The organism is Pseudomonas sp. NPDC078416, assembly GCF_050268485.1.
In the GTDB taxonomy this organism is placed as follows: domain Bacteria; phylum Pseudomonadota; class Gammaproteobacteria; order Pseudomonadales; family Pseudomonadaceae; genus Aquipseudomonas.
The window spans coordinates 687,812-704,193 of sequence record NZ_JBNNGV010000001.1 but is presented as its reverse complement, the minus strand read 5'-3'; the positions used below and the strand labels follow the sequence as shown (position 1 = coordinate 704,193).

17 protein-coding genes are annotated in these 16,382 nt (G+C 60.9%); 12 read left to right on the top strand and 5 right to left on the bottom strand.

Annotation, left to right across the window (positions count from 1 at the left end):
* Both ACQKEN_RS03110 and ACQKEN_RS03105 read left to right on the top strand, forming a co-directional pair.
* The gene (locus tag ACQKEN_RS03110; RefSeq protein ID WP_122535346.1) at positions 1-489 is read left to right on the top strand and encodes a DUF3015 domain-containing protein; all 489 of its coding nucleotides are present in this window, start codon (positions 1-3) and stop codon (positions 487-489) included.
* Positions 490-560: 71 nt separating this feature from the next.
* A complete protein-coding gene (locus ACQKEN_RS03105; protein ID WP_427683568.1) occupies positions 561-2,420 on the top strand; it encodes a DUF4105 domain-containing protein in 1,860 nt (619 codons plus the stop codon).
* A 110-nt stretch (positions 2,421-2,530) separates the two neighbouring features.
* On the opposite strand, the gene ACQKEN_RS03100 is transcribed toward ACQKEN_RS03105, so the two are convergent.
* Entirely contained in the window at positions 2,531-2,728 is a 198-nt protein-coding gene (locus ACQKEN_RS03100) for a heavy-metal-associated domain-containing protein (RefSeq protein ID WP_427683566.1), read from the bottom strand.
* 155 nt (positions 2,729-2,883) lie between these two features.
* Between ACQKEN_RS03100 and ACQKEN_RS03095 the strand changes: the two genes are divergently transcribed.
* Positions 2,884-3,264, top strand: a complete 381-nt coding sequence (locus tag ACQKEN_RS03095) for a hypothetical protein (protein ID WP_205484840.1) — start codon at positions 2,884-2,886, stop codon at positions 3,262-3,264.
* A gap of 45 nt (positions 3,265-3,309) precedes the next feature.
* On the opposite strand, the gene ACQKEN_RS03090 is transcribed toward ACQKEN_RS03095, so the two are convergent.
* Both ACQKEN_RS03090 and ACQKEN_RS03085 read right to left on the bottom strand, forming a co-directional pair.
* Positions 3,310-4,203 carry a PA4780 family RIO1-like protein kinase gene (locus ACQKEN_RS03090; protein WP_074890490.1) on the bottom strand — a complete coding sequence of 298 codons (894 nt, stop codon included), beginning with the start codon at positions 4,201-4,203 and terminating at the stop codon, positions 3,310-3,312.
* 230 nt (positions 4,204-4,433) lie between these two features.
* A complete protein-coding gene (locus tag ACQKEN_RS03085; RefSeq protein WP_427683563.1) occupies positions 4,434-5,243 on the bottom strand; it encodes an AraC family transcriptional regulator in 810 nt (269 codons plus the stop codon).
* 383 nt (positions 5,244-5,626) lie between these two features.
* On the opposite strand from ACQKEN_RS03085, the gene ACQKEN_RS03080 reads away from it, so the two are divergent.
* Together ACQKEN_RS03080 and ACQKEN_RS03075 are read left to right on the top strand one after the other, a co-directional pair.
* Positions 5,627-6,223, top strand: a complete 597-nt coding sequence (locus ACQKEN_RS03080; RefSeq protein ID WP_427683561.1) for a hypothetical protein — start codon at positions 5,627-5,629, stop codon at positions 6,221-6,223.
* A gap of 58 nt (positions 6,224-6,281) precedes the next feature.
* Positions 6,282-6,863 carry a hypothetical protein gene (locus tag ACQKEN_RS03075; protein WP_427683559.1) on the top strand — a complete coding sequence of 194 codons (582 nt, stop codon included), beginning with the start codon at positions 6,282-6,284 and terminating at the stop codon, positions 6,861-6,863.
* A 119-nt stretch (positions 6,864-6,982) separates the two neighbouring features.
* Here the strand turns inward: ACQKEN_RS03075 and ACQKEN_RS03070 are convergent, their stop codons facing one another.
* The gene (locus tag ACQKEN_RS03070) at positions 6,983-8,260 is read right to left on the bottom strand and encodes an acetyl-CoA C-acetyltransferase (protein WP_427683558.1); all 1,278 of its coding nucleotides are present in this window, start codon (positions 8,258-8,260) and stop codon (positions 6,983-6,985) included.
* A gap of 117 nt (positions 8,261-8,377) precedes the next feature.
* Between ACQKEN_RS03070 and ACQKEN_RS03065 the strand changes: the two genes are divergently transcribed.
* The 6 genes from ACQKEN_RS03065 to ACQKEN_RS03040 all read left to right on the top strand — a co-directional run bounded on the left by ACQKEN_RS03065 (position 8,378) and on the right by ACQKEN_RS03040 (position 13,266).
* Positions 8,378-9,733 carry a 3-oxoacyl-ACP reductase gene (locus tag ACQKEN_RS03065; protein WP_427683556.1) on the top strand — a complete coding sequence of 452 codons (1,356 nt, stop codon included), beginning with the start codon at positions 8,378-8,380 and terminating at the stop codon, positions 9,731-9,733.
* 87 nt (positions 9,734-9,820) lie between these two features.
* Positions 9,821-10,678, top strand: coding sequence for a MaoC family dehydratase (locus ACQKEN_RS03060; RefSeq protein ID WP_427683554.1), 858 nt, complete (start codon positions 9,821-9,823; stop codon positions 10,676-10,678).
* Positions 10,679-10,924: 246 nt separating this feature from the next.
* The gene (locus ACQKEN_RS03055) at positions 10,925-11,230 is read left to right on the top strand and encodes a MazG-like family protein (RefSeq protein ID WP_108118998.1); all 306 of its coding nucleotides are present in this window, start codon (positions 10,925-10,927) and stop codon (positions 11,228-11,230) included.
* Positions 11,227-11,976, top strand: a complete 750-nt coding sequence (locus tag ACQKEN_RS03050) for a methyltransferase domain-containing protein (protein ID WP_427683552.1) — start codon at positions 11,227-11,229, stop codon at positions 11,974-11,976. The genes ACQKEN_RS03055 and ACQKEN_RS03050 overlap by 4 nt, the downstream gene beginning before the upstream one ends.
* A gap of 48 nt (positions 11,977-12,024) precedes the next feature.
* Positions 12,025-12,654 carry a DUF4136 domain-containing protein gene (locus tag ACQKEN_RS03045; RefSeq protein ID WP_427683551.1) on the top strand — a complete coding sequence of 210 codons (630 nt, stop codon included), beginning with the start codon at positions 12,025-12,027 and terminating at the stop codon, positions 12,652-12,654.
* A gap of 42 nt (positions 12,655-12,696) precedes the next feature.
* Positions 12,697-13,266 carry a DUF4136 domain-containing protein gene (locus ACQKEN_RS03040; protein ID WP_427683550.1) on the top strand — a complete coding sequence of 190 codons (570 nt, stop codon included), beginning with the start codon at positions 12,697-12,699 and terminating at the stop codon, positions 13,264-13,266.
* A 307-nt stretch (positions 13,267-13,573) separates the two neighbouring features.
* Here the strand turns inward: ACQKEN_RS03040 and pbpC are convergent, their stop codons facing one another.
* The gene (gene pbpC, locus ACQKEN_RS03035) at positions 13,574-15,910 is read right to left on the bottom strand and encodes a peptidoglycan glycosyltransferase PbpC (protein WP_427683548.1); all 2,337 of its coding nucleotides are present in this window, start codon (positions 15,908-15,910) and stop codon (positions 13,574-13,576) included.
* A gap of 161 nt (positions 15,911-16,071) precedes the next feature.
* On the opposite strand from pbpC, the gene ACQKEN_RS03030 reads away from it, so the two are divergent.
* A complete protein-coding gene (locus ACQKEN_RS03030; protein ID WP_122535324.1) occupies positions 16,072-16,365 on the top strand; it encodes a hypothetical protein in 294 nt (97 codons plus the stop codon).
* Positions 16,366-16,382: the final 17 nt, after the last annotated feature.

Below are 16,382 nucleotides of genomic sequence, written 5' to 3'. Positions count from 1 at the left end.
ATGAAACGGATTCTTCTTGGTACTCTCTTCGCCGCTGTGTCCATCAACGCCATGGCTCAAGCGCCTGGCGGTCCGGACTGCGGTTGGGGCAACATGCTGTTTGAAGGTCAACGCGGTACTCCCGCTCACTTCCTCGCTTCCACCACCAACGGTACTTCGGGCAACGCCACCTTCGGCATGACCTCGGGCACCAACGGCTGCTCCACCAACAGCGCGCTGACCTACGGCGGCAAATCCTGGATTGCCATGAACGGCATGATGGACGAGCTTTCCAAGGACATGGCCATGGGCCAAGGCGAAGCACTGACCACCTACGCGGTCGTGTTGGGCGTTGCACCGGAAGACCGTGCGCATTTCGCCGCAGTCACCCACGAGCACTATCAGCAGATCTTCACCAAGGCCGACGCCACTGCTGAAGATGTTCACACCAACACCATCGACGTGCTGAAGAACGATCCGACTCTGGCTAAATACGCGACCCAAGCTTAAAGTCGTGCCGCCTGCCTTCCTCCCTGGAAGGCAGGTTCTCCGCCCTGCCACTTCTGACTAGTTGCCAATCTATGCTCAAACGCCTTGCCTGGCTGGTGCTCTGTGTCTGCGCCCCGCTGTACGCCGCGCCTCACGTCGACAATGATCGTTTGCAGCAACTGGCCAATTCCAGATTCTGGATCTCTATTGGTCACTACGAAGCCGGCAAGCTGGGTGGCTGGCGCAGCTATGTCGATGACCCGAAATTCTTCCTCGCCCAGAACGGCGCCCATGACCCCAAAGCCGAATTGGCCGCGACCTTTGAAGCGATCTACCGTCCCGTCACCCAAGGCCAGGAAAACGCCCATCCGCAATGCGTTTACCCCTCTCGAACGCGATTCTTGCGAGACGAATTGAAGCTGACCGATCTGCCTGCGGTCGACTGCAAAGAATTCAACAAATGGTTTTCCGATGTCGCCCCGGACAGCACCGTGCTGATTTTCCCGGCGGCGTACCTCAACAGCCCGTCGTCCATGTTCGGCCACACGTTGCTGCGCATCGATCAGGCGGACGTGCAAGCCAACAAGACCGCCTTGCTCAGCTACGCGATCAATTTCGGCGCCTACATCGAGGGTTCCGACAATAGCATTCTGTACGCGTGGAAGGGCCTGGCGGGAGGCTATCCGGGTCTGTTCGCGCTGGTGCCTTATCAGGAAAAACTCTCCGAGTACCGCAGCCTGGAGAACCGTGATCTGTGGGAATACCGCCTCAATCTGACGCCGGAAGAAACCCGGCGCATGGTCGAGCACGTGTGGGAACTCAAACAGATTCGCTTCGGCTATTTCTTCTTCGACGAAAACTGCTCCTACCGTTTGCTGGAACTGCTTCAGGTGGCTCGCCCGAGCCTGGACCTGACGCCGCAGTTTCGTCTGACAGCCATTCCCACTGACACCGTGCGTGCTGTGAAAGAAGCAGGACTTGTCGAGAAGATCGACTATCGCCCGTCCCGGGAGCGCGAGCTGCTGAGCCGCGCCGAGCCGTTGAATCACGACGAGCAGCAATGGGTCTTGAAAGTCAGTGCGGACCAGAAGCAAATGCAGAGTGCCGATTACATCGTCCTGCCGAAGGAACGTCGCGCGTTGATTCAGGACGCGGCCTACAGGCTGGAGCGGTATCGCGCCAACGGCCAGGAGCGTGACCCTACAAGCGCTCAACGCAGCTACGACCTGCTGCGCGCCATCAGTACCAATCCGCCACCTGCGCTGGAGATTGAGCGGCCGGGACTGCCAGAGGACGGGCATGAGTCGCGCACATGGCAACTGGGTGCCGGCACCCGGGATGACAAGGCGTTCGCCGAATACGGCTTGCGCATGGCGTACCACGACTTGAACGACAACGCGTACGGCTTCCCGCTGGGCGCGCAGATCGAAATCCTGCAGCTCAAGCTGCGCCAATACGAAGACAACCGTTGGCAAGTGCAGCGGCTTGATCTGGCGACCATTCGCTCGCTGACACCGCGCAACGAGCTGTTGCAACCGTGGTCATGGCAAGTGGCAGGCGGCCTTGAGCGCGTACTGGGCAAGCACGGCGACGAGAACCTGGTCAGCCATGTCAACGGCGGCGCCGGCGGCACGTGGAAACTGGGGGACGACGTGCTGGGCTTCGCCATGGGAACGGTGCGGATTGAGCACAATAACGATTTCTCAGCCCTAGTTTCGCCAGCCGCGGGGTTCAACACCGGTGTGCTGTGGCGCAATCTACTGGGTAACTTCAGCCTGGAAACCAAAGGCGATTACTTCACCAATGGCGAAGTGCGGCGGAATATCAGCCTCAATCAGCAATGGGAGCTGTCGCGCAACCTCGGCCTGCGGCTCAGTGCGCAACGGGATTTCAGCCAACTGACCTCGCCGGTGAATGAAGTGATGCTGGAGCTGAAGTGGTATCACTATTGAGCTGTGCAGGACGGTAGGAGCGCGCTTGCCCGCGAATGCGTTTTCCAGACACATGACCTGGGGATGACACACCGCAATTCGCGGGCAAGCGCGCTCCTACAAGACCCGCGTCAGGCTGCTGTTGCGGTATAGCCTTCTTCTTCGATTAATCCCACCACCTGCTTGGCGCCAAGCAGGCTCTGGACTTTCACTTCACCCTTGTCGAGATCAACCTGCACTTGCGCCGTCGGGTCTTGCCCCTGAATGGCGGTGGTGACGGCGCGCACGCAATGTGCGCAGGTCATGCCTTGAACCTTGAATACCTGCATGTGCTGCCTCCTCTTCTCATCGAAAACGTGTGATAACGCCATCTAAGACCTTCCCGTCGGGGCAAGGTCAAGTTTCCGAGAGGTCTGCCGGGCTGGCTTTCATCTGCACTCTGCGCCAGAGTGCGCCTACAACCGTCATATCAGGAGAATCAGCCATGCGCTGGTCAGCCTTTCGTATTGCAGGTTTCGCCGGCCTGTTGGCGTGCGCATCCTGGGCCCATGCCGATCAGGACTATGGCGTGCTGATCATTTCCCGCGAGCGCCTGGAGGTCTCCACCTCCTGCGAAATCGGAATATTCATGCAGGACCAACTCGTCGGCCGCCTGTATCAGGAAGAGTCACGCTCATTCAATTTGCCAGCTGGCGACCTGTCGGTGCGCTTGCGTGTGCTGCCGGGCCAGACGCCGGGCTGCTCGCCGGGCATTGAGGCGCAGAACAACACGCGCCTGCACATCAATGCAGGTGACGTTCTGAAATACCGCATCGCGTCCGGGCCCAACGGGATGTATTTGAAGAAGGCGGATTTGAATTACTAGCCGCCAACGAAAAAACCCGGCCTGAGCCGGGTTTTTCTTTGTCGATTATTGCATCCAGGGCGGCGGCGGTTCTTCGGTTTTCCCCGGCGGCGCATCGTCCGCCGCACGCCCCGCCTGGCGACGGTCTTCATCCAGCCGCGCCGCTTCGATCTCACGCAAGACACTGCCTACGTCGGCAATCTCATCCGGATCAGCGAATACCCCGGTCAGGACGGTCGCCGGCGACAACGTGCCTGCCTCAAAATACGACCACATCTCGCGGGCGTAGCGCGTCTGCTTCAGTTCAGGTGCGAAACGACCGAAATACGAAGCCATGTTGCCGACGTCGCGCTCCAGCATGCTGAATGCGTGATTGTTGCCCGCCGCGTCCACCGCTTGCGGCAGGTCGATGATGACAGGCCCGGTCGGCGTCAACAGCACGTTGAACTCCGACAGGTCACCGTGCACCAGACCGGTACACAACATCAGGACGATTTGCTGGATCAGGAACGCGTGATATTCCCGTGCCTGATCCGGCTCCAGCGTGACGTCGTTCAGGCGCGGCGCCGCGTCTCCGTATTCGTCACAAATCATCTCCATCAGCAGCACGCCTTCGAGGAAGTCGAACGGCTTGGGCACCCTGACACCCGCGCTCGCGAGTCGGAACAACGCCGCGACCTCGGCGTTCTGCCAGGCGTCCTCGGTTTCTTTGCGTCCAAACTTAGAGCCCTTCGCCATGGCGCGGGCATCACGGCTATTGCGGACCTTGCGGCCCTCCTGATACTCCGCAGCCTGGCGGAAACTTCGTTTGTTTGCCTCCTTGTAAACCTTCGCGCAGCGTAGCTCTTTGCCGCAGCGCACCACATAAACAGCTGCCTCTTTACCGCTCATAAGCGGGCGCAGCACCTCGTCCACCAGACCGTCTTCGATCAGGGGTTCAATGCGTTTAGGAGTCTTCATCAGCTTTTATTGGGGGTCCTTCGTTGCCAAACACGCGATTGTTGCTCGTTATACGGCAATCTTCTGCCAGCGAGTAGGGGGTCAGCTCGATTGACCGTATGCCAGTTGTCTCACGACATCCCCGCCACATGGCCAAGCAGCATTCGTGCCGACGCACAATTCCGACCCTCTGTCGTCTGTATGGCAGTGTTTATCAAAGAGCGGCAATAACGCGACTAGACAATCTTCGCTCATGGTCCGCGAAACAGCTCGCCAGGGGTCCTCCCGAAAAGCCCTTTGAAAGCAGCAATAAAAGCCGACGTCGAATCGTAACCGCAGTTAAGCGCGGTGCTCGTCACGCTCACCCCTTCCTCCAGCGCATTGAGTGACGACAGCAGGCGCGCCCTCTGCCGCCAGCCTCGGAAGCTCAAGCCGGTTTCGCGCTGAAACAATCGCGTCAGGGTTTTTTCCGACATGTTCAAACGCGCCGCCCAGTCATAAAGGGTAGCCGCTTGATCCGGTGCTTCGATCAGTTCATCACACAGTCCCAGCAAGCGTGGATGCCGAGGCAGTGGGAGCGAGAAACCCACCTCGGGCAAATTCGCCAATTGATCGAGCAGTACCTGAACGAGACGAGACTCGGCGCTATCGACCTCCGGGTAATCTGCCGGCAGCTGGCAGAACGTCTTTATCAACTCCCTGGCGAGTGGCGTGACTTCAAGCACCCGGCAGCGGTCCGGCGACCACGTGCAGTCTTCCTTGCGCACGTAGAGGCTGCGCATCTCGGCACGAGTTGACGTGACGACTTCATGATCGAGCCCGGCAGGAATCCAGACGCCCCACTGCGGCGGCGCAAAGAAACTGCCGTGCGGGGTATGGACCCCAAGCACACCACTGATGGCGTAGGAAAACTGCACCCAGTCGTGGCGATGAGTAGGCGTCCACGAGCCCGCGCTCAGGCTTTCCGCTCTGGCGTATAGCGGGCGAGGCAAGTCGTTCAGCGTTGGAATCAAGCGCCGAGTTTCGGCGTTGCGCGATGGGCGGTGTCCGTTGTTCGGCATATGCGTGCCATGTGTCGGGAGACAGAAGTCTACGCGCCTGTTCCAGACTTTTGCCAGTGGCGGAAGCCGAATTGAGCGTGGAGTCGGGGATTGAGTTTATTTAGAACGGGGCGCGCATTCGCCGCAGATTAATCGACTGTTTGCCTCATGCGAGTTCAGGAAACTCAGGAGGGTTCGCACACACTTACGCGGGTCATGAATGCGGCCTGCCACTAACCCGCGTGCTTGTGACCTCACGAATGCACTTGAGCTCGCCGGTTTCTTAACCGCGATAGCCATGAGTGCGTTTATCGCCAATGGGTCTGAGCAGAATTTGCGAGAAACGAAGCGCGGATCTATACAGAGACAGGACACCTGAAACTAACCATCAAAAGGACTTGCGAATGTCAACTCATGAAGCCCGCTCCGTCGAAGTAGAAGTTCTCGACGGAGAAAAACTTATAGGCACTGCACCCACAGAGGCAAACGGCTCCTGGACTTACACTGTGTCTCCCTTCAGTGAAGGCATTCATAGTTTCACCGCGCGAGCCGGCGGTAACACATCAGAAACGTATACTGTCGTAGGAGGCGCGTCGGAGCTACCCATTAAGGAAGACTTCGAAGACATACCCGTTGGCAAGCTTGTGCGAGATGTAACCGTAACAAACCCTAAGACGTCGACTGCAATCACACTGCGGAAGGGTGCTGCACAAATTTCGCTTTATTCAACGCACCGAAACTGCCTCTTTCTAGATCCGGGGGCCAAGGTCGAAATAGCTCCAGCTTCTGCGGCAATGTCTGTTGCCCACCTCCGATTCTCTGAATCCAGCAATAACGTCCGCATCACCTACTATGACAACAGTGGTTACTTCATTGGCGAGATTCTCTCGACTAATGCCGAGAAAGTTGAGTTCAGCAGTACCACTCCGATCAGCTTGATCGAAATCGACGTTACGGGTGGCGCGTACAGGGAAATAATAGATAACTTCGATTTCAGCTAACTTATTCACTAACCCTGTGAATAAAAACACCTACGCGGAATAACCTCAGGATCCGAAGATGACACCTCTAGACACTCACACCACTTCTGTCGAAATCAGCGACAACGACAAAGTCATCACATCAGTTGACTCCATCGATGGTACATGGACCTGTCAACTCACTCTTGCGAAGGGAAATCACGAACTTAGGGCAAAAGTAGATGAAACCTCACCCCCTTACAGCATTTCGCAAACGAGCAATATAGACGTTGTGCAAGACTTCAAGAATTATGCCCTGGGCATCTATGGATTCAGATTCAGCACCGACCACATCGTTTTTTCGACTGCCAAAGGCTATGAATTTCTCATATCTGAACAAGATGAACACACTCGCGTCTTAGGGATCACCTTATCGGCGACTCTAAAAATGAGCGAGGCCTTGCGGGCCATCACCCTATCTTTTTTGTATCAGAACAACGGGACATGGCGTTGTCATTATGGCAACGGTCAGATTGAGGACAAGGTGATTAATAGGTTGGCTGATTGGCAGACAGTGACTTTTACACAGGGCAATATCACTTCTATTGATTTTCTGAGCGGTGCATACGATCCACTCTGGATTGACCAATGCCTGCTGACGCTTGAGGTGGGTGCTGGCTAGACCGAAACTGAACCGACTCATCCACTACAGGCGTCCTGACAACCGTATTAACCACGACAGACATCGATCTGGATCGCAGGGAGATAGCCTATAACCGAAGCAGCCATCTGCTCACCCACTCAGCGCTCAAGTATCGCCGTAACGCCCTGCCCGCCCGCTGCGCATAGGGAGATGAGTCCGCGGCCCTGCCCCGCCACGCTTAACAATTTGGCCAGGTTGGCGACGATGCGGCCACCGGTTGCGGCAAACGGATGCCCGGCCGCCAGCGAGCTGCCTTTGACATTGAGCTTACTGCGATCAATCGAGCCTAGCGGTGCATCCAACCCCAAGCGGGTTTTGCAGTATTCGGGGTCTTCCCACGCCTTCAACGTACACAGCACCTGCGCCGCGAAGGCTTCGTGGATTTCGTAATAGTCGAAGTCTTGCAGCGTGAGGCCGTTGCGCGCCAGCAGACGAGGGACGGCGTAGACCGGGGCCATGAGCAGACCTTCGTTGCCGCGCACGAAATCCACGGCGGCGGCCTCGCCATCCCGCCAGTAGGCCAGAACAGGCAATCCCCGATCACGTGCCCAGTCTTCACTGGCGAGCAACACCAGCGACGCGCCGTCAGTCAGTGGCGTCGAGTTGCCCGCCGTCAGCGTGCCTTTTGCGCTGCGCTCGTAGGCGGGCTTGAGCGAGGCAAGTTTTTCCAGGCTCGCATCAGTGCGCAGGTTGTTGTCGCGGGTCAGGCCGAGGAATGGCGTGAGCAGGTCGTCCTGCCAGCCTTGCGCGTACGCAGCGGCCATTTTTTGATGACTTTCCAGCGTCAGTTGGTCCTGGGCCTCGCGGGGGATGCCCCAGGTTTGCGCCATCAGTTCGCAGTGCTGACCCATCGACAAACCGGTGCGCGGTTCGCCGTTACGCGGCAGCTCTGGCTTGAGGTTATGCAGGCGCAATTGCATCAGCGCCTTAAGTTTGTCGGCCGTTGTCTTGCTGCGATTGACCTGCAACAGGATCTGCCGCAGGTCTTCGTTGACGCCGATGGGCGCGTCGGAGGTGGTGTCGACGCCGCCGGCAATGCCGCACTCGATCTGGCCGAGGGCGATCTTGTTCGCCACCAGCAGCGCCGCTTCGAGACCGGTGCCGCAGGCTTGTTGAATGTCGTAGGCCGGCGTTTGCGGCGACAGCCTTGAGCCGAGCACGCACTCACGGGTGAGGTTGAAATCACGGGAGTGCTTGAGCACCGCGCCGGCAGCGACTTCGCCCATGCGCAGCCCATGCAGGTTGAAGCGCTCGATCAGACCTTCCAGCGCAGCGGTCAGCATGTCCTGATTGCTGGCGGTGGCATACGCGCCGTTGGAGCGTGCGAACGGAATGCGATTGCCGCCGACAATGGCCACGCGTCGTGTCTGAATCATCAAAATCTCCCTGCCCTGAATGCGTCTATCGTTTGAGAAGCGCTGCCTGACAGCGTAGGACCTATTACCCAACCACGCGGTCCACTGATTTGAACCCAGACGCAAGGAGAGTGTTCCATGGCATCCGATCGCTACATTGACTTCGTCAACTCCGACCTCGGCCGCAAGCTGGTCGGCGCCGTCGGTTTGCCTGCGCCCGCACGTCTGGAGCGCTGGCAGGCGGGGCGTCTGCGTCCGGTGGAGGGCGCGCTGTTGCTGAGCACGGGGCCATTGGCCGAGCGAGTCAGCACCTTCGCGCCGCGCCTGACCGATGTGCTGTTCAGTAATGGCGGCGAAGTCAATGGCGCCCACCCCTGGACTGCCGAGCAAAGCGCGAAGATCAAAGCCGTGGTGTTCGACGCCAGCACGCTGCTGCACACCTCCCAGCTGAGTCAGTTGCGTGAGTTCTTTCAGCCGATCCTCCGTCATCTGGACAACAGCGCCCACGTCGTCATTCTTGCCCGCGCACCGGATGCTCAATCCGATCCGCTGGCCGCCAGCACCCAGCAGGCCATCGAAGGTTTCAGCCGCTCGCTGGCCAAGGAAATGCGCAACGGTGGCACGGTTCAACTGCTGCAAGTAGAGGACGGCGCGGAAGATCAGCTCGAAGGCGCGCTGCGATTCTTTCTGTCGCCGAAGAGCGCGTTCATCTCTGGTCAGGTCATTCGCCTGAGTGCCTGCGGGCAGCAGGTTCAGGACTGGACCCGCCCGTTGGCAGGACGTAAAGCGCTGGTGACAGGGGCAGCCCGAGGCATCGGCGCGGCCATCGCGGAAACCCTGGCTCGCGACGGTGCGGAGGTGGTGTTGCTGGATGTGCCCCAGGCCAAATCCGATCTCGATGCGCTGGCGGCGCGTCTTGGTGGGCAGGCGCTGGTCCTGGACATCTGCGCACCGGACGCTGCCGCTCAGTTGATTGAACACTTGCCCGGCGGACTCGATATCGTCGTGCACAACGCCGGCATCACCCGGGACAAGACGCTGGCGAATATGCCGTCGGACTTCTGGGACTCGGTGCTGGACGTGAATCTCAACGCACCGCAGGTGCTGACCCAGGCGCTGATCGACAGCGGCGTGCTGCGCGAGAATGGCAGCGTGATTCTGCTGGCGTCGATCAGCGGGCTGGCGGGCAATCGCGGGCAAACCAACTACACCACGAGCAAGGCCGGGCTGATCGGCTATGCCCGGGCGATGGCGCCGACCCTCAAAGCGCGGGGCATCAGCATCAACGCCGTGGCGCCGGGTTTTATCGAAACGAGCATGACGGCGCATATGCCATTTGCCTTGCGTGAAGCGGGCAGACGCATGAGTTCGTTGGGCCAGGGCGGTCAGCCGCAGGACGTGGCCGAATCGGTGGCCTGGCTGGGTCAACCGGGTTCCGGCGCAATGAGCGGCCAGGTGCTTCGCGTGTGCGGCCAGAGCGTGCTCGGCGCCTGAGCCTGAGTTGAGTCAAGGATGGATTGAATAGCCGCCCCGTCGATCCGAGGCGTGCCTGATCTGCAGCATGACCACAGGAGAACCTCGATGAGTGCGCACTGGCGGTATCTGGACACGCCCCCGGCCCTGCCCGGCCTGTTCATGCAAGCGGCGTTGCGGCGCAAGGTCAGCGGCACAAAACTACCGGATCAAGGGCTGCGGTGCTGGATGTCAGTGGATCCGGACAAGGTTAAAGCGTTCGCCCACGTCTGCGGCTTTGTCCCGGGCAGTCTGCTGCCGCCGACCTATCCCCATGTGCTGGCCTTCCCGTTGCAAATGAAGCTCCTTACCGACAAGGACTTCCCCTTCCCGCTCCTCGGGCTGGTCCACTTGCACAACCGGATCAGTATTCGTCGGCCCCTCGGCAGCGTGATCAAGGTGCAGCTCAGCGTGCACGTTGGCCATCTCAAACCCCATGCAAAGGGCGCGACGTTCAGCGTGATCACGCAGATCGAGGATGCGTTGGGCCTGCTGTGGGAGGAAGAGAGCACGATGCTGTGCCGTGACGTCCACGTGGACGGCGAGATCGAAGGCGATTACGAACCGGCGCCACTGCCGATGACGGAGCTGGCGACGTGGTCAGCGCCGTCTGACATAGGTCGCCAGTACGCCAAGGTCAGTGGCGACTACAACCCGATTCACCTGAGTGACAGCAGCGCCAAACTGTTCGGTTTTCCCAAGGCGATTGCCCACGGGCTGTGGATAAAAAGCCGTGCCTTGGCTGCGCTTGAAGATCATCTGCCGGCGTCGAATGTGGAGATATCGGTGGAATTTCACAAACCGGTGCGGCTGCCCAGCGGGGTGACGTTGTCTGCCAGCGCGGCGGGGTCCCATGGGCAGTTCAAGCTGGAAGGCGCGGAAGGGATCGTGCATATGCTGGGGAGCTGGCGGCCTGCCACGGAGTGATGGCTGCGCCTATCGTGCGCCCGTAGTTTTGCGGTGTGACATCTGACTCCTTCCCGGCTAAAGCCGGTCCCACTAAGAGCGTGAGGCGTGTCAGTCAAGCTGAGGGCGCAGGCTGTTTAGTGGGACCGGCTTCAGCCGGGAATCGGCGCACCGCCGTAGCGGGTATTAAACCTGCGTCCCGGAGCATCGCGCCCCCTTGCGTCAATCGCCTATCCCCCTGAAGCTACGCACCTTCAGGAGACCCCCATGAACCTCGACGAACTCACCCAACGCCTGCATCGCATCCGCGATAACAACGACTGGCGGCAATTTCACAGCCCGAAAAACCTGGCCATGGCCGCCAGTGTGGAAATGGCTGAGCTGGTGGAGATCTTCCAGTGGAAGACCGAGGATCAGTCCCGTCAGTTACCGGCGGATGAACTGGCCCACGCCGGGCAGGAAGTCGGGGACATCGTGCTTTACCTGCTGCTGTTGTGCAGCGAGCTGGGCCTGGACATGGATGAAGTGGTGCGAGCAAAACTGGCGGACGGCGAACGGCGGTTCAGCCAATGAGCGACCGTCATTTCGATCAACTGGCGACGCGCTTCGCTGAAAAAATCTACGGCGGCGCCAAGGGGGCGATCCGGTTGGCGGTGCTACAGGCTGACCTTATCGAAAGCCTGCCGGACCGTCCGTTGCGCGTGCTGGACATCGGCGCCGGGCTTGGGCACATGTCGTTGTGGCTGGCCGAGCGCGGGCATGACGTGACGCTGGCCGAACCCGCCGCCCCCATGCTCGAAGGCGCCCGTCAGCGCTTTACCGACGCGGGGCAGACGGCGAACTTCATTCAGGCGCCGTGGCAAGCACTGCCCGATATCCTGACCGAGCGTTATGACCTGGTGATCTGCCATGCAGTGCTGGAATGGCTGGACGAGCCGTTCACGATTCTGCCGGTCCTGCATCAGTTGACCGAGCCCGACGGCTGGCTGTCATTGGCGTTCTACAACCGCGACGCACTGATTTACCGCAACCTGCTCAAAGGCCACTTCCGCAAAATGCGCAAGAACACCCTGGCCGGCGAAAAACAGAGCCTGACGCCCCAGGAGCCGCTTGATCCCCGCGAACTGGCGGCGCAACTTGGCACCCTGTGGCGAGTCGAAACCCAGAGTGGCATTCGGGTTTTTCACGATTACATGCCGGTCGAGTTCCAGGCCAAAGTCGACCTTGCGGACCTGCTGGAAATGGAGCTCGCCCATCGTCGCCACCCGGCCTTCGCCGGACTGGGACGCTACTTGCACTGGATGTGCCGGGCTGTTTGACCCACGCTGGTTGACACACGCTGCTTAACACTCGCTGCGGAGACCCTCATGAAACGCCGTCTCGCTTTGCTTTCCCTCTGCCTGGGCCTCGCCGCCTGCCAGAGCCCCAACCCTTATCGCGCCGTGTCTGCGGCTATTCCACCGGCGCCGCCTCACGCCGCCAACGCCATCGACATGAGCGCTTACCCTGCGGCGCCGCGTGATTATGGCCGCTATCGCAACTGGGCCTGGCTCAACGGCCAGTTGCCGCCGGGCACCCTCTGGGCAGACTCGGCTCAACTGGCCGAAGCCGTCAGCAACGGGCTGGATCAACGCGGTCTGCGGCCTTCGCAGAACCCCCAGGCGGCAGACCTGCGCGTGGCCGCCGATGCCCATGCTGAGACCCGGATTCGTCAGGTGCGCGATGACTATTACGATCCGTACTACGGCGGTTCAGGGGTGGGCTATTACGGTGGCAATGGCTACCGCAACGGTTACGGCGGTTATGCCAGCGTCCCGATCGTGCGCACCTATCAAGAGCAGGTGGTTGTGGTGCGCATCAGTCTGTTCGATGCCCGCAGCGGCCAGCCGGTGTGGAGCGCCAGCGCCGAAACCGCCAGCGGTGGCGACCAGTCGACGCGTGCCAAAGCCCTGCGCCAGGCCGTACAACAAGCCCTGACGGCTTACCCGCCGTCCTGATTTCACGCCCCTTGGCGTTTGATTACACGCTGGAGAAAACCCATGTATCGCCGCATTGCTGTCCTTTGTGTCGCCCTGCTGCTGGGCGCCTGCCAGACCGATCGGGTCAACCGCGACTTCGACGCCCAGCGCGATTTCGGCGCTTACCGGTCATGGGCGTGGAAGGAGCCTGGTTTGCAATATCAGCCCAACGATCCGCGCATCAAAAGTGATCTGACCGAGCAGCGCATTCGCCAGGCGGTCGGCGAGCAACTGGAGCAGCGCGGCTTGCGCATGGCAGCGCCCGGCGTTAAAGCGGACGTGCAACTGCAGGCGTGGCTGATCGTGGAAAACCGCCAGCAGACGGTCACCACCAACTATGGCGGCGGTGGCGGTTATTGGGGCAACCCGTGGGGCGGCTACTGGGGCGGCCCGATCGGCACCGAGACGCGCAACGTCGATTACAAAGTCTCGACGCTGCAGATCGACATGCTCGACGGCAAGGACGGCAAGCTGGTCTGGCGTGGCAGCACCGAGCAGATGCTCAGTGACGGCAACGCCAACCCTGCTGCGCGCGAGCAGGCCCTGCGCCAGACGGTGCAGAACATCCTGCAGCAATACCCGCCGCATTGAGCGCTGATCCGGTTGTCAGCCTGTGAGGTCCATGTAGGAGTGAGCTTGCTCGCGAAAACGGCGGGTCAGTCGCGCACGATGTTGACTGTGCGGACGTCATCGCGGGCAAGCGCGCTCCTACAACGGCCTGATCTCGTCCACACAATGTGTGATCGACGCGAATCTGTAGGAGCCGGCTTGCTGGCGAACCCGATCTGTCATTCACCCTCGCGACGTCTGAACAACAGCGTTCGCCAGCAAGCCGGCTCCTACAGTGGATCGGCGGCACCTCTGACCATGGGTTTCACGCACGCCCGGCCCCGACGTTTCAATCCACCACACTGAATTCCACACGGGCGGTCTGCCCGCTTTCATCCAGCACGCTCAGCTGATATCGGCCCAAGCGTGTGAAGGTGTGGGTGTAGCTGTCCTGACTGGCGGTGTCGCCGACCGGCGTGCCGTCGATGAACCACCAGCGCCGGCCACTGCCGCCCAGCGCCGACAGCGTGAGCCGCAACAGCTGCTGACTCCCGGCCGGCAAGCGCAACTGATCGCCCTCCCGGACGCCCACCACTGACAATGGTGGGGCAAGGCTCAGCCCTTGAGGCGGGCATGATGGGTCAACGTCAGGGAGACGCGCCTCGCGCCGCTCGCTCTTCGGCAGCCAGGGTTCAAGCGGCGCCGGCCAGAGGGCGATGTCTTTTGGCTGAGCCTGTGGACAACTTGCCGCGACGCGCAGGCCTTTGTCGTTCAGCCAGACTTTCTCCGTGAGCCCCAACCCCAGCGGCTGATCGGTCGCCTGCAAGGTCGGCGGCGTCGTGCCGTCAAGGGTCCAGGCGAAACGTTGGCGACGGCAGTTCGGGTCGCTTTTGCTCATCGGCTGCCCCAGTGGCCAGCAGATCGCCGCAACACCCACGTTGAGCGGCACCGGCAATACGGGCGGCAGAATGTTGCGCTGGGCGTCGCGGTTCACCAACAAGTCATGAACCTGCAGCATCAAAGGCGCTGCCGAGGCCAGCCCGAACTGTCCGGGCACCGGGGTCCCGTCTGGCCGGCCGATCCACACGCCAATCAGAAACCTCGGCCCGACGCCAATCGACCACGCATCTCGAAACCCGTAACTGGTGCCGGTTTTCCAGGCCAGTTGCGGGCGCTGCACCAGTTCCGCGTGGGGGTCGAGGTCGGGCCGTGACTGGCCGCTGAGAATCCGCCGAATGATCCACGCCGCGCCGGGCGACATCATCGGCCGGTCACGCAGGCGATCATCGGGCTGCAGGCGAATGTCCGCGCTGCGCCCGCCCCGCGCGAAAGCGCTGTAACCGCCCACCAGATCTTCCAGCCGACTGCCTGCACCACCGAGAATCAACGCCAGATTGGGCTCGGCCAGCGGCGGCAAGGTCAGCGGCACGCCGCCATTGCGCAGTTCCGCGGCGAAGCGTTTTGGGCCGTAGGCTTCCAGCAGTTGCACCGCCGGCAGGTTGAGCGACATCGACAGCGCGGAGCTCGCCGCCACTGCACCGTTGAAGCCCGACGAGAAATTGCCCGGCCGGTAATCGCCATAGCGCCGAGGCACGTCTTGCAGCAACGATTCGGAATGGATCAGCCCAGCGTCGATGGCCTTGCCGTAGAGAAAGGGTTTGAGGGTCGAGCCGGGCGAGCGCAACGCGCTGACCATGTCGACGTGACCGAAACGTTTGACGTCGCCGATGTCCACCGAGCCGACGTAGGCGCGCACCGCCATGTTCTGCGCTTCCACCACCAGAATCGCGGCGGACGTGCGCTCGGGCAGACGCGCGCGCCAGCCCAGCAGCAGGTCTTCGAGACGACGCTGCAGACCGGCGTCCAGCGTGGTGCGGATCAGCGGCGGGCTGTTCGGACGATTGAGGCGCCGGGCCAACAAGGGCGCAAGGCTCGGCTCCTGACGAGGCGCGAGCAGCAGCGGTTCTTCCAGCGCTTCGTCGACGGCCCCTTGCGGCCAGGTGCCGAACTCGGCCAGACGCCGCAGCACTTTGTCCCGGGCCGCCTGAGCACGCTGCGAATGGCGATCCGGACGCAGACGACTCGGCGCCTGAGGCAGTACCGCCAGCAGCGCCGCGTCGGCACGGGTCAGTTGTTGCGGGGACTTGCCCAGGTACGCCCAACTGGCGGCGGCGACGCCTTGCAACGTGCCGCCAAACGGCGCGCGATTGAGGTACAGCACCAGAATGTCCTGTTTGGACAGGTGCCATTCCAGCTGCGCGGTTCGCCATAGCTGTCGAAGCTTGCCAGCCAGTGTGCGCGAGTGTGGATCGAGCAAGCGGGCCACCTGCATCGACAGGGTGCTGCCGCCGGACACCACATGGCCACCGCTGAGGTTTTGCCAGGCCGCGCGTGCCAGCGCCATGGGGTTCACGCCGGGATGCTGATAGAACCAGCGATCTTCGTAGGTCAGCAGCGCTTCAAGGTAATACGGCGACACCTGATCGACCGTCACCGGGTAGCGCCAGACGCCATTGGCATCGGCGAATCGCCACAACGGCGTGCCGTCTTCGGCGAGAACCACGCGGGCCAAGTCGTCCTTGGGCAAGGGCAGCGGCCAGATCCGATCGGCGAGCCAGAGCAGCAGACACACAATAAGCAGGCTGCCGATGAGCCAGGCGACAGCGCGAGCACAGCGTCGCCCCATTCGCAAACAGGCTCGCTCCCATATCCCCGAGCGGATCTGTCGCAGCGATAATCGCGTGATCTTCACAGAAAGCCTTTACCCGACAGGGAACTCGCCCGGACAATCGACAGCCAAAGCGAGCAACGCCGTTTTTGGTCCACGTCCCCCATCAGGAAGCAGATATGCAGGTAGAAAGCGTTTTCGAATGGCTCGGCCAAGTGATTGGCGCCGTGATCCGCTTCGTCGTCGACGGCTTAAGCTGGTTGTTCAACATGTTCACTCACGCGGGCGGCAATTTCGTTGACGGCCTGTCGCGCACGCTGGGCATGGACACTTCAATCGTCAGCATCGTGGCCCTGGTCGTCGGGTTGATGCTGCTGTATTCAGCGATCCGCGCCTTCATGCGCGCCTCGATCATCATGGGGATCATCTGGCTGTTTCTGGGGTTATGGCTGTTGAGCTGGATTATTCATTGATCGGTTTGATTTTGATC

Excerpts from the sequence above, each read along its gene's own strand:
- ACQKEN_RS03110 (WP_122535346.1), top strand. The coding sequence starts at position 1 with ATGAAACGGATTCTTCTTGGTACTCTCTTCGCCGCTGTGTCCATCAAC.
- ACQKEN_RS03105 (WP_427683568.1), top strand. The coding sequence starts at position 561 with ATGCTCAAACGCCTTGCCTGGCTGGTGCTCTGTGTCTGCGCCCCGCTG.
- ACQKEN_RS03100 (WP_427683566.1), bottom strand. The coding sequence starts at position 2,728 with ATGCAGGTATTCAAGGTTCAAGGCATGACCTGCGCACATTGCGTGCGC.
- ACQKEN_RS03095 (WP_205484840.1), top strand. The coding sequence starts at position 2,884 with ATGCGCTGGTCAGCCTTTCGTATTGCAGGTTTCGCCGGCCTGTTGGCG.
- ACQKEN_RS03090 (WP_074890490.1), bottom strand. The coding sequence starts at position 4,203 with ATGAAGACTCCTAAACGCATTGAACCCCTGATCGAAGACGGTCTGGTG.
- ACQKEN_RS03085 (WP_427683563.1), bottom strand. The coding sequence starts at position 5,243 with ATGCCGAACAACGGACACCGCCCATCGCGCAACGCCGAAACTCGGCGC.
- ACQKEN_RS03080 (WP_427683561.1), top strand. The coding sequence starts at position 5,627 with ATGTCAACTCATGAAGCCCGCTCCGTCGAAGTAGAAGTTCTCGACGGA.
- ACQKEN_RS03075 (WP_427683559.1), top strand. The coding sequence starts at position 6,282 with ATGACACCTCTAGACACTCACACCACTTCTGTCGAAATCAGCGACAAC.
- ACQKEN_RS03070 (WP_427683558.1), bottom strand. The coding sequence starts at position 8,260 with ATGATTCAGACACGACGCGTGGCCATTGTCGGCGGCAATCGCATTCCG.
- ACQKEN_RS03065 (WP_427683556.1), top strand. The coding sequence starts at position 8,378 with ATGGCATCCGATCGCTACATTGACTTCGTCAACTCCGACCTCGGCCGC.
- ACQKEN_RS03060 (WP_427683554.1), top strand. The coding sequence starts at position 9,821 with ATGAGTGCGCACTGGCGGTATCTGGACACGCCCCCGGCCCTGCCCGGC.
- ACQKEN_RS03055 (WP_108118998.1), top strand. The coding sequence starts at position 10,925 with ATGAACCTCGACGAACTCACCCAACGCCTGCATCGCATCCGCGATAAC.
- ACQKEN_RS03050 (WP_427683552.1), top strand. The coding sequence starts at position 11,227 with ATGAGCGACCGTCATTTCGATCAACTGGCGACGCGCTTCGCTGAAAAA.
- ACQKEN_RS03045 (WP_427683551.1), top strand. The coding sequence starts at position 12,025 with ATGAAACGCCGTCTCGCTTTGCTTTCCCTCTGCCTGGGCCTCGCCGCC.
- ACQKEN_RS03040 (WP_427683550.1), top strand. The coding sequence starts at position 12,697 with ATGTATCGCCGCATTGCTGTCCTTTGTGTCGCCCTGCTGCTGGGCGCC.
- pbpC (WP_427683548.1), bottom strand. The coding sequence starts at position 15,910 with ATGGGGCGACGCTGTGCTCGCGCTGTCGCCTGGCTCATCGGCAGCCTG.
- ACQKEN_RS03030 (WP_122535324.1), top strand. The coding sequence starts at position 16,072 with ATGCAGGTAGAAAGCGTTTTCGAATGGCTCGGCCAAGTGATTGGCGCC.